Origin of the sequence: Streptomyces sp. NPDC008001, from assembly GCF_042958085.1 — a bacterium.
Lineage (GTDB): Bacteria > Actinomycetota > Actinomycetes > Streptomycetales > Streptomycetaceae > Streptomyces.
The window spans coordinates 239,206-259,799 of sequence record NZ_JBIBIZ010000003.1; the positions used below are offsets into that span (position 1 = coordinate 239,206).

The 20,594-nt window shown below is 75.0% G+C and carries 16 protein-coding genes; 14 read left to right on the forward strand and 2 right to left on the reverse strand.

The window, feature by feature from the left end; all coding sequences use genetic code 11:
- Window positions 1-12 precede the first annotated feature (12 nt).
- Window positions 13-2,292: a germacradienol/geosmin synthase gene (locus tag ACFZCD_RS09460; protein ID WP_391829217.1), complete on the reverse strand. Its 2,280-nt coding sequence runs from the start codon at window positions 2,290-2,292 to the stop codon at window positions 13-15.
- A gap of 213 nt (window positions 2,293-2,505) precedes the next feature.
- On the opposite strand from ACFZCD_RS09460, the gene ACFZCD_RS09465 reads away from it, so the two are divergent.
- From ACFZCD_RS09465 to ACFZCD_RS09475, 3 genes are all read left to right on the forward strand, one after another.
- On the forward strand, window positions 2,506-2,886 hold the full coding sequence (locus ACFZCD_RS09465) for a DUF937 domain-containing protein (RefSeq protein WP_391829218.1): 381 nt from the start codon (window positions 2,506-2,508) through the stop codon (window positions 2,884-2,886).
- 173 nt (window positions 2,887-3,059) lie between these two features.
- Window positions 3,060-3,800 (forward strand): hypothetical protein, encoded by a 741-nt coding sequence (locus ACFZCD_RS09470; RefSeq protein WP_391829219.1) that lies wholly within the window; start codon window positions 3,060-3,062, stop codon window positions 3,798-3,800.
- Window positions 3,797-5,131, forward strand: coding sequence for a sensor histidine kinase (locus tag ACFZCD_RS09475; protein WP_391829220.1), 1,335 nt, complete (start codon window positions 3,797-3,799; stop codon window positions 5,129-5,131). The genes ACFZCD_RS09470 and ACFZCD_RS09475 overlap by 4 nt, the downstream gene beginning before the upstream one ends.
- Window positions 5,132-5,170: 39 nt before the next feature.
- On the opposite strand, the gene ACFZCD_RS09480 is transcribed toward ACFZCD_RS09475, so the two are convergent.
- The gene (locus tag ACFZCD_RS09480) at window positions 5,171-6,754 is read right to left on the reverse strand and encodes an FAD-dependent monooxygenase (RefSeq protein ID WP_391829221.1); all 1,584 of its coding nucleotides are present in this window, start codon (window positions 6,752-6,754) and stop codon (window positions 5,171-5,173) included.
- A gap of 48 nt (window positions 6,755-6,802) precedes the next feature.
- Here ACFZCD_RS09480 and ACFZCD_RS09485 point away from each other — a divergent pair, with 48 nt between their 5' ends.
- From ACFZCD_RS09485 to ACFZCD_RS09535, 11 genes are all read left to right on the forward strand, one after another.
- Entirely contained in the window at window positions 6,803-7,495 is a 693-nt protein-coding gene (locus tag ACFZCD_RS09485; protein WP_391829222.1) for a TetR family transcriptional regulator, read from the forward strand.
- Window positions 7,496-7,518: 23 nt separating this feature from the next.
- Window positions 7,519-8,958 (forward strand): MFS transporter, encoded by a 1,440-nt coding sequence (locus tag ACFZCD_RS09490; RefSeq protein ID WP_391829223.1) that lies wholly within the window; start codon window positions 7,519-7,521, stop codon window positions 8,956-8,958.
- Window positions 8,959-9,004: 46 nt separating this feature from the next.
- The gene (locus ACFZCD_RS09495) at window positions 9,005-10,591 is read left to right on the forward strand and encodes an alpha/beta hydrolase (RefSeq protein WP_391829224.1); all 1,587 of its coding nucleotides are present in this window, start codon (window positions 9,005-9,007) and stop codon (window positions 10,589-10,591) included.
- A 121-nt stretch (window positions 10,592-10,712) separates the two neighbouring features.
- Window positions 10,713-11,342: a DUF4142 domain-containing protein gene (locus ACFZCD_RS09500; protein ID WP_391829225.1), complete on the forward strand. Its 630-nt coding sequence runs from the start codon at window positions 10,713-10,715 to the stop codon at window positions 11,340-11,342.
- 353 nt (window positions 11,343-11,695) lie between these two features.
- The gene (locus ACFZCD_RS09505; protein ID WP_391829226.1) at window positions 11,696-12,637 is read left to right on the forward strand and encodes a RimK family alpha-L-glutamate ligase; all 942 of its coding nucleotides are present in this window, start codon (window positions 11,696-11,698) and stop codon (window positions 12,635-12,637) included.
- Window positions 12,634-13,464 carry a RimK family alpha-L-glutamate ligase gene (locus ACFZCD_RS09510; protein WP_391829227.1) on the forward strand — a complete coding sequence of 277 codons (831 nt, stop codon included), beginning with the start codon at window positions 12,634-12,636 and terminating at the stop codon, window positions 13,462-13,464. Before ACFZCD_RS09505 ends, ACFZCD_RS09510 begins: the two co-directional genes overlap by 4 nt.
- An 825-nt stretch (window positions 13,465-14,289) precedes the next feature.
- Window positions 14,290-14,772, forward strand: a complete 483-nt coding sequence (locus ACFZCD_RS09515) for an NADH-quinone oxidoreductase subunit B family protein (protein WP_391829228.1) — start codon at window positions 14,290-14,292, stop codon at window positions 14,770-14,772.
- 130 nt (window positions 14,773-14,902) lie between these two features.
- The gene (locus ACFZCD_RS09520; protein WP_391829229.1) at window positions 14,903-16,936 is read left to right on the forward strand and encodes a proton-conducting transporter membrane subunit; all 2,034 of its coding nucleotides are present in this window, start codon (window positions 14,903-14,905) and stop codon (window positions 16,934-16,936) included.
- Between the two features lie 25 nt (window positions 16,937-16,961).
- Window positions 16,962-17,927 carry a respiratory chain complex I subunit 1 family protein gene (locus tag ACFZCD_RS09525; protein ID WP_391829230.1) on the forward strand — a complete coding sequence of 322 codons (966 nt, stop codon included), beginning with the start codon at window positions 16,962-16,964 and terminating at the stop codon, window positions 17,925-17,927.
- 11 nt (window positions 17,928-17,938) lie between these two features.
- Window positions 17,939-18,637: a hypothetical protein gene (locus tag ACFZCD_RS09530; protein ID WP_391829231.1), complete on the forward strand. Its 699-nt coding sequence runs from the start codon at window positions 17,939-17,941 to the stop codon at window positions 18,635-18,637.
- Window positions 18,637-20,592, forward strand: a complete 1,956-nt coding sequence (locus tag ACFZCD_RS09535) for a proton-conducting transporter membrane subunit (protein WP_391829232.1) — start codon at window positions 18,637-18,639, stop codon at window positions 20,590-20,592. The genes ACFZCD_RS09530 and ACFZCD_RS09535 overlap by 1 nt, the downstream gene beginning before the upstream one ends.
- Window positions 20,593-20,594: the final 2 nt, after the last annotated feature.

The window sequence follows — 20,594 nt, forward strand, 5'->3', positions numbered from 1 at the left end:
CCTGCCGGGCCCTCAGCCCACCGGGACCCCGCCCGGCGCCCGCGCGGGGGAGCGGAGCAGCGACGCCAGCCGCGCGGCCGAGGTGCCGAGGCCGGTGAGGGTGCCCGCGGGCGGCGCGGAGACCGCCGGAGCGACGCCCTTGTGGCGCAGCAGGTCCTCTTCGCCGTAGCGGCGGCACTTCCGGTGCCAGTTGAGGATCCCGGCCATCCAGTCCTGCAGCTCCAGGGCGTACCGCTCCAGCGCCGAACGGGCCTCCGCGTCGAGCCCGAAGTCCTCGAAGAGGACCGGCAACTGGTGGGACACCACGTGCTGGAACTCCCGCATCCGGGACGAGAGCAGATCGCTGACGATGCCCAGCGCCTCCGTGCGCCCGCAGCCGAAGAAGTTCTCCACGACCAGGACGGCGTTGTGGATCTCGCCCTCGAACTGCACCTCCTTCTGGTACGAGAAGATGTCGTTCATCAGGACGGCGTAGTCCATGGCGGCGTTCTCCATGGCTTGGACCGGCTGCGTGCGGTAGATCTCCGGAGGGACGGCCGTGCCGTGGCCGTTGCGGCAAAGCGTCAGCGTGAGGTCGGAGCCGAAGGTCTGGCGGCGCATCTCCAGATAGTCGACCGGCTCGGGGATGCGGTGCTGCTTCTGGTTCCCCAGCTCCCACAGCCAGGCGTCCAGCATGGCCCGGACGGCCCGGTGGAGGCCGGCCCGTTCCTCCGCGGTCATGGCCCCGGTGGTGCGCGCCCACAGATCGGCGAGCCCGTACTCGAGGACGTGCTCCGGGGGCGGGGTGGCGGACGTCTCCACCGGCATGAACAGCAGCAGCCGTTCCGTGCAGGCCTTCGCCGCCGCCATGCCGGCCTCCCCGGTCGCTCCGCCGAAGGCCACGGGGTAGTAGTCGTCGCCGTAGGTGCCCCAGGCCAGCCAGTCCGTCGCCAGGTCGAGCTCCTCCGCCGTGCCTGTGGGGTGGAGCCCGGCGGCGCACAGCGCGAGGTCGTAGTCCGCGATCTTCTCCTCGCTCCACAGCCCCGACCCCGGCAGGGCCGGATCGGGCGCGAGCATCCCCATGCGGCGCCCCCACTCGGTGCCGTGCCGGCGGGAGCCCTCCAGGTGGGGGTTGAGCCGCAGTGCGTAGGGCATGGGGAAGTCCGGCAGCGGCAGGTGGCCCACATTCTGGAAGGGCACGTGGGTGTGACTGCGCAGCCGGGCGGGCGCGGTGGCCACGACCGAGGCGAACTGCCGGGCCGCGGACGTGCCCAGCCCGAGCGGTCCGCCGAGCAGCGCCGCAGGGGCGTTGACCGCGTCCCGCGGGGCGTCGTTCATGTAGCGGCTGGAGCGCATGTGCCACTCGTGGCCGCCGGCCTGCCAGTCCTGGAGGCCCTTGACGTAGGCGAAGACGTCGTGCCGGGACGCCGGGTCCAGGCCGTGCTCCTCGAAGAGCGGCGCCACCTCGGTGAGGGCGGTGTGCTCGAACTGCTGGAGGCGGGCGGTGAGCCAGTCGTTGACGGTGTCGGCCGCCTGCTGGGTGCCGCAGCCCAGGAACCGCTCCAGGACGAGGACCGCATTGGCCAGTTCGCCCTCGGAGCCGGTCTCCCGCTCGTACGAGAAGAGGTCGTTGCGCAGGTGCACGCCGTCCGAGAAGGTGTCCTTCAGCACCCGCATCGGCCGGCTCGCGGCGATCGCCTCGGGGACCTCGGCCCCCGCGGCGAACTCGACGAGGTTGGCCGACCAGGGAGCGCCGCCCACCTTGCGGCGCACCTCGATGTACTCGACCGGATTGGAGACCCGGCCCTCGTTGATGTTGGACAGCTCCCAGATCGATTCGTTGAGCAGGTTCCGGGTGCTCTCGATGAAGCGCCGGCGCCAGCCCTCCGACATCGCCGGGACCGTGCGCGCCCACAGGTCCGCGAGGCCCGCCTCCACCTGATTGGCGGGCTCCGGGGTTTCACCGCCGTGGAGGGGCATGAAGGCCGGGAGCCGGTCCAGGTACGCCTTCGCGCCGGCCATGTCACCGGTGCGCTTGAAGACGTCGAGGAAGTGGTCGTCGAAGAAGAACACCCAGACGTACCAGTCGGTGACGAGATCCAGCACCGGGGCGGATGCCTCCGGGTGGGTGTAGGAGCACAGCAAGGCGTAGTCGTGCGCGACGAGGTCGGCCTCGTCCCAGATGCCGGAGCCCTCCAGCATGTTCATCTCGCGGGCCCAGGCCGTGGAATGCTCCCGGGCACCCTCCAGGTGGGGATTCAGGCGCGCGGGATACGGCAGGTAGAAGGAGGGGAGTTCGAAAGGGTGTGACATGGCCGCCCACGCTAGTTCGCGCACCCCCGCAGGGAGATCGGAAGGTCATATTTCCCCTCAATGAGGTGAAAGCGGGAGCCGCGCCGCTTAAGGATCTTCGCGCCGGTGCCGCCGCTTCCGCGGGCCCGGCGTGCGGGCGCGCGCCGTCTCGCACGGTCACCGCCGCACTACCTTGCGTACCGAGATCTGTTCGGCCCGCGTAATGTCGGGCCCATGGGCGATGAAGCGCTGCAGAAGGACGTACTGGACGAACTGGGCGAGGACCGGGTCCAGGAGCTCGCGGGGGAGCTCGGCACCGGCACCGACGGGGCGACCCGGATGGTGCGGGAGACCGTCGCCGCCCTTCCGGACGAGCTCACCCGCGAGAACGGGGCGGCCCCGGCCGGAGCGGCCGGCCTCGGCGGTTTCGGCGGCCTCGGGCAAGGACTGGGCGGCGGGCTGATGTCCGGCGTGCTCGGCAGGATCACCAAACCCGTCGCGGAGACCGTCGCCAAACGCACGGGCCTGCCGGTCGCCCAGGTCACCCGGGCGCTGGAACTGCTCCTGCCGGTCGTCATGACCACCATCGCCAAGCGCCGGGGCAGGAAGAGGTAGGGGAGAGGGAAGGAAAGAGGGAGAAGGGCGAGAAGGGCGAGATGAGGGAGAAGGGGGAAAGGAGCGGGCTCGCATAACATCGTGCTGTCATCCGGCCCCGCCAGGGGCCGCCCGCCGGCCGACGATGGAACCTCCGAGTGCCCCGATCCGCCCGTCCCGACGCAGGGAGCGCCGTGCTGCGACCGCGTGCCGCCCGCCGCGGGCGTCCGCCGCGGGCGCTCGTGGCGCTGGCCGTCCTGGCGGCGGCGGTGACCGGGGTGGCGGGATGTGCGAGCGCGGGCGAGCCGGTCGGCGCCGGCCGGACGGCTCCCGCCTCGGCACCGTCCAGGCTGTGGCCGCAGGCGGCGCCCGCACCCTCGCCGAGCGGGCCGCAGCACGACGGCGAGACGGCCACGAAGGTCCCCGGCGTCCCGCCCGTCCCCTCCGGCGACATCCGCAAGGTGGATGCGTACGCCCTGGTCAAGGCCGAGGTCGCGGCCAACCGCAAGAGCGTCACCGGCGCGGACGCCCTCGACGACACCACCGCCGCGAAGGTGGCCTCCTCGTGCTCCGCCGCGCGCCGGACGAACTGCCCCATGCGCGAGCCCGTGTACAGCGACCTCACCGGCGACGGCCACGACGACCTGATCGTCGGCATCGAGATGGAGGACCACTTCCTCTCGCTGCGCGCCTACACCCTCGTCAACGGCGAGCCCACGCGCGTCCTGTCGACCGTGGCCCAGCCGTCGTCCATCGAGGTGGCCGGCCGCGACCTGATCGTCTGGGAGCCCTGGACGACCCCGCACTACGCCCTGCGCTCGGTCTACACCTGGAACGCGCAGAGCCACTACATGGACTTCCGGCGCTACGAGATCCGCCGCGCCGAGGCCCCCGCCTCCTCCGGGACGCAGCACGAGCGGGAGGGGCACCGGTGACCGCCGGGCCGCGGGGCCTGCGGGCCCGGCTCCGCAGGCTCTCCCGCCTCGGTTCGCTCTACGGGAAGTTCACGCTCTTCCTGGCCGTCGTGTGCTGCGTCGTCGCGGCGGTGCTCGGCGTCCTCGTGCACGTCATCGTCACCCGGCAGACCGTCCACCAGGCCCGCTCGGAGGCGCTGGCCCGGCTCGACGCCGCCGGCAAGGCCTACGCGGCGGGCGACCCCGTGCACCACCCCGCGTCCCTGAACCCGCCCGATCTGCCGCGGCAGCTCCGCGAGATGGCGCTGCGCGGCGAGCGCGGCACCGCCCTCGGCGACCACGACGGCACCCCCACGATGTGGGCCGCCGGGCCCGCCGACGCCGGCGTCATCACCGCCCGCTTCGACTACCGGCACAGCGCGGACACCATCGAGGGCCTCGACCGGGCCATCGCCGGCTCCGCCACGCTGGCCATCGGCGGCACCCTGCTCATCGGCGTCTTCGCCGTCTCCCGGGTCACCCGCCGGCTGCACCGCACCGCCGACGTGGCCCGCCGCATCAGCGCGGGCGATCTCGACGCCCGCGTCGCCGACCCCCGCACCACCCGCCCCGCGGGGGAGCAGGACGAGGTCGCCGCCGTCGCCGCGGCGCTCGACGCCATGGCGGGCACGCTGCAGGCCCGGCTGCAGAGCGAGCAGCGGTTCACCGCCGACGTTGCCCACGAGCTGCGCACCCCGCTCGCCGGCCTGCAGGCCGCCGCGGACCTGCTGCCGCCGGGCCGCCCCACCGAGCTCGTGCGCGACCGCGTGCAGACGCTGCGGCGCCTCACGGAGGACCTGCTGGAGATCTCCCGGCTGGACACGCTGACGGAGCAGGCCGACCTGGACGCGCACCTGCTCGGACGGCTGGCCGAGCGGGCCGTCCGCGCCTCCGGCACGGAGGCCGAGGTGCGCGTCGTACGGGACGCGTGCGTGGAGACCGACCGGCGGCGCCTGGAGCGGGTGCTCAGCAACCTGCTCGCCAACGCGCAACGGCACGGCCGCCCGCCCGTCGTCGTGACCGTCGACGGGCCGGTGGTCTCCATCCGCGACCACGGCGAGGGCTACCCCGACTACCTCCTCGAACACGGCCCGCAGCGCTTCCGCACCGAGCCGACGCGCAGCGGCACCAAGGGCCACGGGCTGGGCCTGACCATCGCCATCGGCCAGGCCCGCACCATCCACGCGGAGCTCACGTTCGCCAACGCCCCCGACGGCGGGGCGCTGACCACGCTGCGGCTGCCCGAGTACGACGAGACCGCGGTGGGCCCGGAGCCGCCGGACCAGGGCTTGCCGGCGAGCGGCGGAAGATAGCGACGGAGAGGGCGGCGGGAGAAGGGTGCCCGCCTCCGTCTAGCGCGCGGCTCCGAGCGCGGCCCGCGCCCCGAACCACCGGGCCAGGGCCTCGTCGAGCGCCCCGGTCGCGGCGGGCAGCGAGGCCGTGTCCGCGGCCCACGCCGTGAAGCCGTCCGGCCGCACCAGCAGCGCGGCCAGCCCGGGGTGCTCCGGCGCCTCCGCGGTCACCACCGACACCCGGTCGCCGTACCCCTCGGCGGCGGCCCGTATCGCGGGCGCGTCCGTGAGGTCCAGGAGCAGGGCGCGACCGTCGTGGAGGTGGTCGGCGAGCCTGCTGCCGCCGGTGAGTTCCAGGTCGGGGGCGCTGCCGCCGACGAGCGGGTGGTCGCCGGGGCGGGCCATGGCATCGTAACGCTGCCACACGCCCGAGATCTTCTTGGCGAAGAAGGTGGTGCCGGCGACGGTGTCCGCGAACTCCGCCACCACCTCGCGCAGCGCCATCGCGTGGGACTCGGGCCGCATCAGCGCCACTTGGGCCCGGGTCCAGTCCAGCACCCACGCCCCGATGGGGTGCCGCTCGGCGGTGTAGGTGTCGAGCAGTCCCTCGGGCGCCCAGCCGCGCACGGTGGCGGCGAGCTTCCAGCCGAGGTTCATCGCGTCGCCGATGCCGAGGTTCAGCCCCTGGCCGCCGAACGGCGAGTGCACGTGGGCGGCGTCGCCGGCCAGCAGGACCCGCCCGGAGCGGTAGCAGGCCGCCTGGCGGGCGTTGTCGGTGAAGCGGGTGGCGGTGCGGACGGCGGTGATGGTGACGTCGGTGCCGGAGACGTGGCGCAGGGCGGCCTGCAGCTCCTCGGCGGTGATGGGCGCGTCGCGGTCGGCGGGCGGCCCGTCGAACTCGACGGTGAGGATGCGGCCGGGGAAGGGCCCGTGCGCGTACGTGCCCGTGGCCGTGCGGACCCAGCCCCTGCCGAGGCGCTCGGCGCCCTCCATCTCGACCATCGCCTGATGGCCCGTGATGGACGGGTCGGTGCCGGGGAAGGCGAAGCCGCCGAGCTTGCGGACCGTGCTGCGCCCGCCGTCGCACCCCACCAGCCAGCCCGCCCGGACCACGGAGCCGGCCACGTGCACGGTGACGCCCTCGTCGCCCGCCTCGAAGCCCGTCAGCTCCACGCCGCGCCGCACCTCGGTGCCCAGCTCCGCGGCCCGCGCGCCGAGGAGGCGCTCCAGGGGCTCCTGGGGGATGAAGCCGACGTCGCCGGCGGGCCCGGCGCCCGCGAAATCGGGGTCGGCGGTGTCCAGGAGGTGGCCGCTCAGCGGGATCCCGGCGAAGTGCCCGGCGAACTTGGGCGGCATCTTCGGCGGTTCGCCCCGGGAGCCGTCGCCCCGCTGCTGTGCCATGAAGCCGCTGATGCGCCGGAGGTTCTCCTCCTGGATCGCGGTCAGGGCGGGCAGCAGGCCACGCCGGTAGAAGGCTTCCGCGGAGGGCGTGTTGATGGCCCCCGCCTTGACGGTGGTGTCGATTTCGCTCAGCCGCTCCACGACGAGCACGTCCACTCCGGCGAGGCGCAGCTCGCACGCGAGCGTCAGCCCGACCGGGCCCGCCCCTGCCACGACGACGTCGTAGTCCCTGTCCATGTCCATGGCACTGACTATAGCGACTAAAACTTTGTGGCGGATATAATTTCTTCCATGGCTCCTCACCACACCACGGCAGCCGGGGACGACGACGGCCTCTCCCTGCGCGAGCGGAAGAAGCGGCAGACCCGGCAGCGGATCTCCGACGTGGCCACCCGGCTCTTCGCCGCCCGGGGGTTCGACAAGGTGACCGTCGCGGAAGTCGCCGCGGCCGCCGACGTGTCCACCATGACGGTCTTCAACCACTTCGCGCGCAAAGAGGACCTGTTCCTCGACCGGATCCCGGAGGCGCTCGGCCTCTTCGCCGGTGCCGTCCGCGAGCTCCGCCCCGGCGAGACCGCCGCCGCACCCGTCCGCCGCCTCTTCCTCGGCCTCGCCGAGGCCCGCCACCCCCTCGGCGGCGTGGGCGACACCTTCCCGGCGTTCTGGCGCGTCGTCCTGGACTCGCCCGCTCTCCGCGCCCGCGTCCGCGAGGCCGTCGAGGAGCTGGAGAACGCCGTCGCGCAGGCCTTCGCGGAGACGACCGGAGCCCGCCCCGGCGACCCGGTGCCCCGGCTGACCGCGGCCCTCACGGTCACCGCCTACCGCACCGTCTGCGCCACCACCATGGCCCGGCTGCTCGCGGGCGAACGCGCCGACGACGTCGCCCCCGGCCACCGCGCGCTCATCGAGCGCACCTTCGGCGCCCTGGAGGAAGCGCTGCGGGCGCTCGGCGACCCGGAGGAAGGTGCGGCCGGGAGGCCCTGAGGCGCCCGTGTAGCCTCGGCCGCATGCCACCGCACCCCCGCCGGCACCGGGCGTGGCCCGCGGCCCTCGTCGAGGAACGGGCCCGCCCCGAGCGCATACGCACGCACGCCGCGGGCTGGCGCCTCGCGGTGGCCACGGTGTGCTTCGGCGCCTTCATGGGCCAGCTCGACGCGAGCATCGTCACCCTTGCCTACGGCGGTCTGCGGAGCGAGTTCCACGCCTCGCTCGCCGCCGTCGAATGGGTCTCGCTCGCCTACCTCCTCACGCTCGTCGCCCTGCTGGTGCCGGCGGGGCGGCTCGCTGACGCCCACGGCCGCAAGCTGTTCTACCTCTACGGGTTCCTCGTCTTCACGCTCGCGTCGGCCGCCTGCGCGCTCGCCCCGTCCCTCGCCGTCCTCGTCGCGTTCCGGGTGCTGCAGGCCGCGGGGGCCGCGCTGATGCAGGCCAACAGCGTCGCCCTGGTGACCACCAGCGCCCCGCGCGGGAAACTGCGCACCGCCCTCGGCATGCAGGCCGCGGCACAGGCCCTGGGGCTCGCCCTCGGGCCGACCGCCGGCGGCGCCTTGGTGGCCGGGCTCGGCTGGCGCTGGGTCTTCGCGGTCAACGTCCCCGTCGGCGCCGCCGCCCTCGTCGCCGGCCAGTACCTGCTGCCCCGCACCCGTACGCGAAGCCCCGTGACCGGCGCCGACCGGCTCGGCCCGGTGCTCCTCGCGGTCGCCACCACCGCGCTGCTGCTGGGCCTGTCCATGCTCTCCGGCCTGTCCGTGCCCGCCTGGGCCGTCGGTGCCCTGTTCGCCCTCGCGGCAGCCGCGGCGACGGGCTTCGCTCTGCGCGAGCGGCGGGCCGCGCGCCCGCTGGTCGACCCGGCCCTGCTGCGGCAACGGCCCGTCGCCACGGGGCTCGCCGGGGCGCTCGGCGCCTACCTCGTCCTCTTCGGCCCGCTCGTCCTCGTGCCCGTCGTGCTGACCGAGGCCGGCTCCTCCGCACTGCACGCCGGGCTGGTCCTGACGGCCCTTCCGGCCGGCTTCGCCCTGGCCGCCACCTGCGCGGACCGCGTCCTGCCCGCGGCCCTGAGCGACCGGGCCCGCTGCCTGCTGGGCGCGGCCGGCGCGGCCGCCGCCCTGGCCGCGATGCTCGTCCTGCCGCTCACCGCCGCACCGCTGGTGCCGCTCCTGGCCCTCCTCGGCCTGGGGCTCGGCACCTTCACACCCGCCAACAACGCCCTGGTCATGGGCGCGGTCCCGGCCTCCGCGTCCGGCACCGGAGGCGGGCTGGTCAACATGGCCCGCGGCCTCGGGACCGCCCTCGGCATCGCCCTGGTCACCCTCGCCCTCCACCTCTCCGGCGCGGCGGGCCCCCACCGGGCCGCCGCCGTCCTGCTGGGCGCCGCGCTCCTCGTGGTCCTCGCCGCGGCGCTCGGCCCGCCGACACGCCGTACGGGACGCCGCACGTCACCCGGATGATCCGCACGAGGCGCCGGACGCCGGCGGGCCAAGTACCGTCCGCGGCATGAGGTCCGTACTCGCACCCTCCCTCTCCCTCCCCCTCGCCGCCACCCTGCTGGCATGCGGTCTCACCGGCTGCGCGAGCCGTGACGAGGCGGCAGGCCGGCCGGATCTGACCGCCTATTACGACCAGGAGATCTCCTGGGAACCCTGCTCCCGCGAACAGGACAGGACGATCAGGGACGAGACGCGGCACGCCGACCGTGCCGCCGAATGCGCCCGCCTCACCGTCCCCTACACCTACGCGGATCCCGCCAAGGGCGAGCTGCGGCTCGCCCTCATGCGCTACCGCGCCAAGGACCAGGAGCACCGCCTCGGCGCCCTCGTCGTCGGCTCCGGCGGCCCGGGCGCCTCCGGGCTGGAACAGCTCGGCGCCCGCGGCCCGGACGGCTTCGGCAAGGCCGCCGCCCGCTACGACCTCGTCGCCTTCGACGTGCGCGGCGCCGGCGCCAGCTCCCCGGTCCGCTGCAGCACCCGCGGCGGCCCGCCGGACACCGCCCGCGATCAGGACGACGACACGGACGGCTCCGGCGGCCGCGACGGCGCCGCCGGGTTCGCCGACCGCATCGACGCCCGGGCCGCGGCCCTGCGGGAGTGCGGCAAGCACACCGGGCCCGTCCTGCCGCACCTCGGCACCGCCAACACCGCCCGCGACCTGGACGTGCTGCGGACCGCCCTCGGCGAGGACAAGCTGAACTACCTCGGGTACGCGTACGGCACGCGGGTCGGCGCCGCCTACGCCCACCGCTTCCCCCAGAACGTCGGCCGCATGGTCATGGACAGCGTCGAGGACCCGGCCCCCGACCTGCGCAAGGCCGCCCTCGCCCGCACCGCCTCCTACCAGAAGGCCCTGCGCCACGCGGTGGAGATCTGCACCCGGCGCGGGGCCGAGGACTGCATCCTCGGCTCCGACACCGACCGCGCCATGGACAGCGTCACCGCGGCCTTCAACCGCCTCGACGAGCACCCGCTGCCCTGGGTGAACGGCGGCACCCTCGACCGGGAGGCCGCCGTGGCCCAGACCATGGGCCTGCTGCGCTCCCGCGAGGGCCTGCCCGAGGCCCCCAACCTCCTCGCGGCCATCGTCCACCGGCTGCGGCCCGGTGAGGCCGCGCACATGGCACAGGAAGCGGTCGCCCGCGCCGGAGGCAGGCCCGCCGCCGGCCACGACGGCGCCCCGGCGGCCATGACGGCCGTCAACTGCGCCGACACCACGAGCCGTTACACCACCGACCAGGTCATGGCCGCCTACGACGACTTCGTCAAGACGTCCCCCGTCTTCGGCCCCTCCCTGGCCGCCGGCATGGCCGCGTGCACGGGCTGGCCGCAGGCCGGGGACGACGGCGCGCGCGACGTCGCGGCCCCCCGCGCCCCGAAGATCCTCCTGCACACCCCCGAGTTCGACCCCGCGACGCCCGTGCAGTGGCTGCGCCGCATGGCCCGGGCGCTCGGCCCGTCCGCCGTGACCATGACCGACACCGGCGGCGGGCACAGCGTCTACGGCTCGTCCGACGCCGACTGCGTGAACGAGAAGATCGACGCGTTCCTCCTGGACGGGAGGCTGCCGGCCGACCGGACCCGCTGCACCTGACGCCCCGGCAGTTCTCCGGTGCTCCATTGGAGGGGAGTGACGGCCCGGCTGATGCGGCCTGCCCGCCCCCGGGCAGGCATCAGCCCCGTGGGGGCGGCACCGAACGAATGGAGTGTGCAGGATGCGTATGGGACACCGGCTCATGGCCGCAGCGGCAGCCCTCGTCCTGACCGTGGCACCGGCAGGCGCCGCATTCGCCTGCGAGAAGTGCAAGGACACGGAGAAGAAGACGGAGAAGCAGGCCGGGCAGCAGGCGGAGAAGGCGACGGAGAAGACGACGGAGATTGTGACGGCGAAGAGGACTGAGCCGAAGAAGGAGAAGGAGAACGACGGCAACTTCCTGAAGACGGTCCACCAGGCGGGCCTGGCGGAGATCGCCATGAGCCGGGACGCCAGGAAGAACGCCGTCATGCCGTGCGTCAGGAAGACGGCAGAGACCCTCCTCAAGGACCACACCCGGATGGACAAGGACCTCAGGGACCTGGCCCGGCGCCTGAAGGTGTCCCTGCCGGACAAGACCACGTCCGAGCAGCGCAAGTCCCTGCGGGACCTGCGGAGGAAGGCACACCGGCGGCAGTACGACACCCTCTGGCTCAAGGCCGCCGAAACGGGGCACGTCCAGGCCCTCGCGTTCCTCGACGACGAGATCGCCAACGGGAAGAACACCCAGGTGCGCGAGGCGGCACGGATGGCGAGACCCGTCATCGCCGACCACCTGAAGAAGGTGCAGGTCTGTCAGAAGGAACGCTGACGGGCCCCGGGGCCCCGGGGCCCCGGCCGCCCCCGGCGCCAGCCGGCGGCGGCCGGTCCGCCCGTGACGAAGCGGCCGGTCCGCCCGCGACAAAGACGATGTATCGGCCAATGAAACGTCGGAGCGCGTAGCCCTGCTGCAGCCGTCCCCGTCCGTCATCCTGCGGGGACCGGCCAGTATCGGACAGGGAATCAGTCGGTCGTATCCGGAGATATCCAGGCGTCGCTTGATCCAGTCGCTACGGAATTGAGACAGGCCCGGTCATGCCCGGCCCCTCGCGCATGGCATCCTGGGCCGTCATGAGTTCTGCCGGACGGGATCGGCGGATGTCCGGGGATTACGAGGATGCACCAATGAGACTCTGCTTCCTGGTGGAGGAGCAGTACCGGCACGACGGCATGCCGGTGGACGTCATCCGCCAACTGAAGTCCTGGGGTCACCGGGTCGACGTGCTCCGGCCCGGCGGGTCGCTCCTCAAGCTCTCCGAGACGGTGGCCGCCGGCCGCCACGACGCCTGGGTGCTCAAGACCGTCTCCGGCGGACCCGGCCTCACCCTGCTGGAGGCCGCGGCCGGCGCCGGGCTGACCACCGTCAACGACGCCCGCGCCATCCGCGGCGTGCGCGACAAGGTGCTGGCCGCCGTGACCGCCGAGCGCCACGGCCTGCCCGTGCCCGTCACCTACGCCGCCCTGCGCATCGAGGAGTTCGCGGAGGTCCCCGCGGCCGCCTACCCGCTCGTCGTCAAGCCCGCCGACGGCAGCTCCGGCCGGGCCGTGCGCCTCGTCCCCTCCCCGGACCGGCTGACCGGACCGGCGTCCCCGGACGACCGGCCCGACGGCGGCATGCTGATCGCCCAGCCCTACGTCCCCAACTCCGGCACCGACCTCAAGGTGTACTGCGTCGACGGCCGGCTCTACGCCACCGAGCGCTGCTCCCCGCTCCACCCCGACCAGCCCGCCCGCGAGCGGCAGGTGCCGCTCAGCGCCGAGGTCGCCGCCATCGCCGCCCGCGTCGGCGAGGTCTTCGGCCTCGACCTGTACGGTGTGGACGTCGTCCTCGGGCCCGACGGCCCGGTCGTCGTCGACGTCAACGACTTCCCCAGCTTCCGTCAGGTCCCGGACGCGGTGGCCCGCGTGGCCTGGGCCATCCTGCGGCTCGCCGACGCGGGCGGCAACCGCCCTCTCGCCACGGCCGCCGCCCCCACGGCCCTGATCGCCGCTCCCGCCGCCGCCCCCGCTCCCGCCCAGCAGCCGGCCGCGCCCGGCGGTGCCGCCGCGGCGGGTGGCGCCGCATGAGGGTCTGCCTGCTCACCCCGTCGCCCGGCCACCCGCTGCTCGCCGCCACCACCGCGCTGCTGACGCCCCGCCACCGGGTCACCGCTCTGGACCCCGCCGTGTCCCCGGACCCGGCCCCCGGCGACCTCGCCGACGTCTACCTGCTCAAGACCCGCACGCCGCGCGCCCTCGCCTTCGCCCGCCGCCTCGAAGAGCGCGGCGCGCCCGTGCTGAACTCCGCCGGCTCGACCGGGCAGTGCCAGGACCGGACCGCCATGGCCGAGGTCGCCCTGCGCGCCGGCCTGCCCTTCGTGGCCACCGCCACCGAACCCTCCCTCGCCGTCCTCGCCGCCCGCGGCGGCCCGGCCTACCCCGCCGTGGTCAAGAGCCGCCACAGCCGCCGCCACGACCTGGTCGCCCGCGTCGACGACCCCGCGCGGCTCGCCGCGCTCGCGGCCGACTGGCCCGACGAGCCCGTCGTCGTCCAGCGGTTCACCCCCAACGACGGCTGGGACCACAAGCTGTGGGTCGTCGGCGACCACGTCTTCGCCGGCCTGCGCCGCTCCGAACTCGCACCCCCCGCCGGCACGGGCACCGAATCCCTGCCCCTCGACCGGCTGCCCGCGGGCTGGCTGGACGTCGTCCGGCGCGTCGGCGAGGTCTTCGCCCTGGATGTGTACGGCGTGGACCTGCTCGACGCCGGCGGATCCCCCCTGATCGTGGACGTCAACGCCTTCCCCGGCATCCGCGGCCAGGCAGGCGCCCCGGAGGCCCTGGCAGCCCTGGCCCTCCGCACCGCGGAGGGCCACCACACCCCCCGCACCCTCCTGCAACCGGCAACCTGCTGACGCGCCGACTCCTGCGGAGCCAACGGTGTACGGCGGGCCCCCGGCGGACTCCCCGTCCGCCGGACCAGCACACGTTGTCCGGCACCGCCGGTCTACGCCGTGGTGGTTCCTCACCGTCGCGGCGGCCATCTCGGTGGGTTGCACCCGCACGTCCGCGATACGCGGGCCCGGCCCGCGGCGCGAGAACCCAGCCCGCCGCGACGGCACGTAGCCACGACGCCGAGAGCCCGGTGGAATGCCCCGGGGAATTCCAGCCCGCCGCGACGGCGCGTATCCACAACGGCGAGAGTCCGGCGGAACGTCCCGGCACCGGGACCCGTACGTGTCCTTGGCCCACCGGCCCGGCCCGCGGCGCCGGGAACCAACCCCGCCGCGACGGCGCGCAGCCACAACGGCGCGAGTCCGGCGGAATGCCCCCGCACCGGGACCCGTACGTGCTCGCGATCCGCCGGACAGGCCCTCGTACGTGATAAGCGGATTCGACTCATCCGTCTCAGTCGCCCGCCGCGTCACCCTCCGGGGCGCGGCCCCGGGGCGGGCCGTGACCGCGGGGGGCCGGGGCCGTTGACCCGGTCAGACCAGTCCTCATGCAAACGGGGCTGCCGAAGGCCGTACGACGATCCCACCCGGAGCGCCGGCGGGCCCGGGCCACGCGCCGGCGGAATCCGCGCGGCGCCGGACCGGGCTACCGACCGCCGTCCGTACGGGCCGTCACGGCCCTTCCGACCGGCGGCCGTCTCTCGGCGCGATACCGCGCTGTGACGGCGGGAGACGGCCGCCACACCTTCGTGAGGGACACCGACGCCGAGGTGAGGAAAAACCCGCATGAGCCTGCTCCGCACGATCCGTGAGACCGGCCGGGTGGCCGAGGACGCCCCGCCCCGCCCGGCCGGGGACCTGCCGCCCGGGGCCGCGGAGCTGGCCGGATCGGCCCACGTGCGGTGCATCGACGCCGGCTCGTGCAACGGCTGCGAGATCGAGATCGCGGCGGCCTTCGGACCGGTGTACGACGCCGAGCGCTACGGCGCCCGCCTGGTGGCCTCGCCCCGCCACGCCGACGTGGCCCTGGTCACCGGCCCCGTCACGCGCAACATGGCCGAGCCGCTGCGCCGGACCGTGGCCGCCATGCCCCGCCCCCGCCTGGTGGTCGCCGTCGGCGATTGCGCGATCGACTGCGGGGAGTTCGCCGGCGGCCACGGCGTGGAGGGCGCGGTCGGCGACGTCGTCCCGGTCGACCTGAGCGTGCCGGGCTGCCCGCCGGAGCCGGACCGGATCGTGGCGGCACTGCGCGCCGTGACCGGCCGGTGAGCGCGCACGGGCCGCTCCCGCAACCGGCCCCCGGCCCCGGGCGGCGGCCGGCGCCGGACAGCCGGTCGATAGGCCCCGGAAGCCGGACCCGCACCTGCCCGCACCCCCGCACCCCCGCGGGAACCCCCGCATGAGCTCAGCCGAATCCGCGACCGTCGTGGCCACGGCCCTCGCCGGAGCCGGAGTGCTGGCGGGCATGCTCCTGCCCGGCCGGGCCCGGGTCGTCACCGTGGGCCTGTGCACCGCGGGGCTGGGCGGCGCCGGGCTGGCGGGCGGCATCGCGGCCCTGGGCGGCACCCGCTGGTCCGCGTATCTGCCCGGCCTGCTGCCGCTGGCGGGCCTGCACCTGGCGGTCGACGCCCTGTCGGGGCTGTTCATGGCCGTCGCCGGCGCCGTGGTCCTCGCGGTCGCGGTCTACGGCATCGGCTACGCCGGCGGCCGCGGCCCGCGCGGCCCCGCCTCGCGCGGCGTCCAGTCGTCGCTGCCGGTGTTCGCTCTGACGCTGGTCCTGGTCCCGGCGGCCGCGTCCGTGTCGTCGTTCCTGCTGCTGTGGGAGGCGATGGCGGTCACGTCGCTGGTCCTCGTCCTGGCGGACCAGCGCGAGCGTTCCACCGTCCGCGAAGCCGGCGTGTGGTACGCGGTGATGACGCACTTCGGGCTCGTCCTCCTGCTGGCGGGCCTCGCCCTGTTCGCCGCCGGGGCGGGCGGCGAGACCTTCGCCCAGCTGCGCGCCGGGGCGAGCGGCATGTCGCCGGGCGCCCGCGGCGCGGTCTTCGTGCTCGTCGCCGCCGCGTTCGCGTCGAAGGCCGGGATGGTGCCGCTGCACCCCTGGCTGCCGAGGGCCCACCCCGAGGCGCCCAGCAACGTCTCCGCGCTGATGAGCGCCGCGATGGTGAACCTCGGCGCGTACGGCATCATCCGCGTGGACTTCGAACTGCTGGGCGGCGGCCCCCGCTGGGGCTGGCTGCTCGTCCTCGCGACGGGTGCCCTGTCCGCCGTCTACGGCATCCTGCAGGCGGCCATGGCCTCCGACATCAAGCGCCTGCTCGCGTACTCGACGTCGGAGAACCTCGGCCTGGTCCTCATCGGCGTGGGCGCGGCGGGCCTGTTCGCCTCCTCCGGCTACCCCGTCCCCGCGGCCCTCGCCCTGGTCGCCGCCCTGCTGCACGTCACCAACCACGCCATCTTCAAGGCCCTGCTGTTCTGCGCGGCGGGTTCCGTGGTGCGCGCCACGGGGCTGCGCGACCTCGACCGGATGGGCGGGCTGCGCGCGAGGATGCCGGCCACCGCCGGCTTCTTCGCGGTGTCGTCCCTGGCCGCGGTCGCCCTCCCGCCGGGCAACGGCTTCCTCAGCGAGTGGCTGCTGCTGCAGTCGCTGATCCACGGCATGACCGTGCCCGGGGTGTCCACCGCCATCGTGCTGCCGCTCGCCGTCGCGGTCATCGCCCTGTCGGCCGGTCTCGCCGCCGCCGTGTTCGTCAAGGCCCTCGGCGTCGGCTTCTTCGCCCGGCCCCGCAGCGGGCGGGCCGCGGCGGCCCGCGAGAGCCCGCCCCTCATGCACCTCGGCATGGGCCTGCTCGCCATCGGCTGCACCGGCCTCGCCCTGGTGCCCGGCACCCTCGGCAACGGACTGTCACGAGCCGTCTCGGCCGCCGGCCTCCACGGCGGCCGCCCCCTGACCGGCGGCGGCCTGGAACTGCGCCTCGACCAGGTCGCCGCCTCGCTGTCCCCGCTGTGGGTGACGGCGGCCCTGCTCGGGGGCGTCGTCGCCGCGGCGGGCCTCATCCGCCTCACCACCCACCGCGGCCGCCGCACGAACGCCCGGCTGTGGGACTGCGGGGGAGGCGCCCCCACGCCCCGCATGTCGTACACCGCGACCTCCTTCGCCGAGCCCCTGCAACGCGTCTTCGGCGACGTCCTGGACCCCGAACAGGACGTCGACGTCACCCCGGTGCGCGAATCCGCCTACCTCGTGGAACGCGTGCGCTTCCGGCGCAGCGTCCCCGACCGGATCGAGCACCGCCTCTACCGTCCCGTCCTGGCCGCCGCCGAGGCCCTGGGCCGGGCCGCGCGCGGGCTGGCCCCCGGCAGCGTGCACCGCTACCTCGGCTACGGGTTCTTCGGTCTCGTCGCTCTCCTGCTGGCCCTGGCGGTCGGCTGGTGAGCGCCACCTCGCACGAGGAGACGCCGTGAACGGCACCATGACCGCCACCGGTACGGCCGCGGTGACCGCCCAGGTCGCCCTGGTCGCCGCCGGTGCACCCCTGCTCGCCGGACTGATGCGGCAGGTACGGGCGCTGATGGAGGGACGGGCCGGGCCCGGCGTCACCCAGCCCTTCCGCGACCTGCGCAAGCTGCTGCGCAAGGAGGCCATCACCCCGTCAGGCACCGGCCCGGCCTTCCGCCTCGCACCCCTGGTGCTGGTCACGACCACGGCCGTCGTGGCGGCGCTCGTCCCGCTGGCGTCGACCGCCACCCCCGTCAGCGGCGGCGCCGACCTGATTCTCGTCGTGGCGCTGCTGGCGCTCGGCACCGTCGCCCTGGCCCTCGCCGGGCTGGACACCGGCACCGCCTTCGGCGGCATGGGCGCCTCCCGCGAGATGACCGTGGCGGCCCTCGTCGAACCGACCATCCTCCTCGCGGTGTTCGCCCTGTCGATACCGGCGGGGTCGACGAACCTGTCGGCCATCGTCTCCGGCGGCATCCACGACCCGGTCCGCCTCGCCTCCCCGGCGGGGCTGCTCGCCACCGCCGCCCTGGCCGTCGCCGTCCTCGCCGAGACCGGCCGGCTGCCCGTGGACAACCCGGCCACCCACCTGGAACTGACGATGGTCCACGAGGCGATGGTGCTGGAGTACGCGGGCCCCGACCTGGCCCTGGTCGAACTCGGCTCCCAGATGCGGCTGGCCGTCCTGCTCGGGCTGCTCGCCTCGCTGTCCGCCCCCTGGGGCATCGCGACGACCGCCTCCCCGGCGGCTCTCGTCCTCGCCCTCGTCCTGCTCGTGCTGAAGGTCGCCCTGCTCGGCGCGGCCCTCGCCGCGGCCGAGGTGTTCTGGGCCAAACTGCGGCTGTTCCGCGTGCCCGAGCTGCTGGCCGGCTCGTTCCTGCTGGCACTCCTCGCGGTGACCGCCTCGTACTTCCTCACGGGAGAGTGAGTGAGGGACACATGACCGACAGCGTCTACACCCAGCTGCTGGACCTGGCGTGCGGCGCGTTCCTGCTCGCGGCCGTCGTCGTCCTGTGGCTGCGGCAACTGTCCTCGATCGTCGAGGTCTTCGCCCTCCAGGGCGTCGCCCTGGCCGCCGTCGCCGCCCTGCTCGGCCTGCACGAGGGCAGGCCCGGGCTGCTCGCCGTCGCCGCCGGCATCGGCCTGCTGCGGGCCGGCGTCCTGCCCCGCCTGATGCTGCGCGCCCTGACCGCCGGCACCCCGCACCGCCCCTACCCCCACTACCAGGAGGACGTCAGCGAGGCCCGCGAGACGCGGCCCCTCGTCAACGTCGCCGCGTCCCTGCTGAGCGCGGCCCTCCTCACCCTCCTCGCCTACGCCGTGTCCCGGCCGCTGGTCGAACTGCACTCCACACCGGCGACGCGCGCCCTGCCCGTCGGGCTCGCCGTCGTCCTCATCGGCTTCTTCACCCTGGTCACCCGGCGCCGCGCGCTGGCCCAGGTGGTCGGCTTCCTGCTGCTGGACAACGGCATCACCGTCACCGCCTTCCTCGCCGCCTCCGGAGTCCCCCTGATCGTCGAACTCGGCGTGTCCTTCGACGTCCTCCTCGCCGTCCTCGTCCTGCAGATCCTCACCACCCGGATGCGGGCCGCCTTCGGCGGCACCGGCATCGACGACCTGCGGGAGCTACGCGACTGATGACGCACGCCACCACCGCACTGCTGCTGACCGCCCCCATCGCGGTACCGCTCGTCACTTCCGCCGCGTACGCCGCCTCCGGCCTGCGCGACGCGAAGGCACGCGCCACGGCCGCCGCCCTCGCGCACCGGACACCCCGTCAGCGCGGCGCCACGGCACCCGTGGCCACCCTCGTCCTCCGGCCGGGCGGCCACCCGGCCGGGCCCGTGCGCCACGGCGGAGCCCCGGACACCCGGAGCGTCCCGGACGGCGCCGCGCACCCCGGCACGGCCTCCGTCACGCCCGCCGGGCCCGGCCCCCGCCCGGCCGCACATCCGGCCCCCGGCGCGGGACCGGACCAGCCCGCCCGCTCCGGGACGGGATCCGCGGCGTCCGCCTGGCCCGGTACGGGACCTGCCGTGCCTCCCGGGCCCGGTGCGGGATCCGACGGGTCCGGTGGGCCCGCCCGCCGCGGTACGGGATCCGCCGCGCCGCCGGGACCCGGACGCGCCTGGTCCTCCGTACCCCCGCGCCCCCGGGACGCCCCCCGTGCCGCGCACCCCGGGGCGGCCGGCACCGGCCCCCGCCCCCTCACCGGCCGGCTCGGGCTCGTCTCGCCGGCCGCGATCCTCACCTGCGGAGCCGCCCTCGCCTGCACCGTCCCCGACAGCGGGCCCGTCACCGCGTACGGGCGGCTGCTGCGCGCTGACGCGCTGACCGTGTGGATGCTCCTCACCGTCGGCGCGGTCGCCTGCCTCGCCTGCGCCGCCAACCCCGCCCACCTCGCCCACGAGCGCACCGACGAACCCGCGGCCCGCCGCTATCACTTGCTCGTCCACGCCTTCCTCGCCGCCATGAGTGCCGCGGTCCTCGCCGCCAACCTCGGCGTCCTGTGGGTCGCCATCGAGGCCACCACCATCGTCACGGCCTTCCTCGTCGGCCACCGGCGCACCCGCGCCTCCGTCGAAGCCGCCTGGAAGTACGTGGTGATCTGCTCGGCGGGCATCGCCCTGGCCTTCCTCGGCACCGTCCTCCTCTACTACGCGGCCCGCCAGGCCGGCATCCCCGAGGCGTACGCCCTGGACTGGCAGACCCTCGCCGCCCGCGCCGACCGGCTCGACCCCTCCGTCACCCGGCTGGCCACCGGCCTCGTCGTCCTCGGCTTCGGCGCCAAGGCGGGCCTCGCACCCCTGCACGCCTGGCTGCCCGACGCCCACAGCCAGGCCCCCGCCCCCGTCTCCGCCCTGATGTCCGGGGTGCTGCTCTCCGTCGCCTTCGCCGGGCTCCTGCGCTACAAGGTCATCGCCGACGCGGCCCTCGGCACCGGCTTCACCCGCACCCTGCTCGCCGGCGTCGCCCTGACCACCCTCGCCCTGGCCGCCGCCCTCCTGCTGGCCCAGCGCGACTGCAAGCGCATGCTCGCCTACTCCAGCATGGAGCACATGAGCCTCATCGCCCTCGGCACCGCCGTGGGCACCCCGCTCGCCCTGTCCGCCGTCCTGCTGCACATGGCGGGCCACGGACTCGCCAAGACCGTGGCGTTCTGCGCCTCCGGCCACATCGCACGGCTCTACGGCACCACCCGCATCGGCAGGATCCGTGGCCTCCTCGCGCACTCGCCCTGCCTCGGCACGGCCTTCGGCGCGGCCGCCGTCGCCCTGCTCGGGCTCCCGCCGTTCGGTCTCTTCGCCTCCGAACTGGGCGTCGTACGGGCCGGTTTCCTCTCCGGCCCCCGCTGGGCCCTCGCCGCCGCCCTCGCCCTGATGCTCACGGCCTTCGCCGCGCTGGCCGCCCGCACCGCCCGCATGCTCCTGGGGCCGCCGCCGGGCGACGACGAAGAAGAGCCCGTACCGCTCGGCGCCGACGCCGCGGCCCCCCTGGTCGCCGGCCTGGCCGCCTGCGCGGCCCTCGGCGTCACCACCGGACCCCTCACCGCGCTGCTGTCCGAGGCCGGCGAGATCATCGGAGGCCACTGACC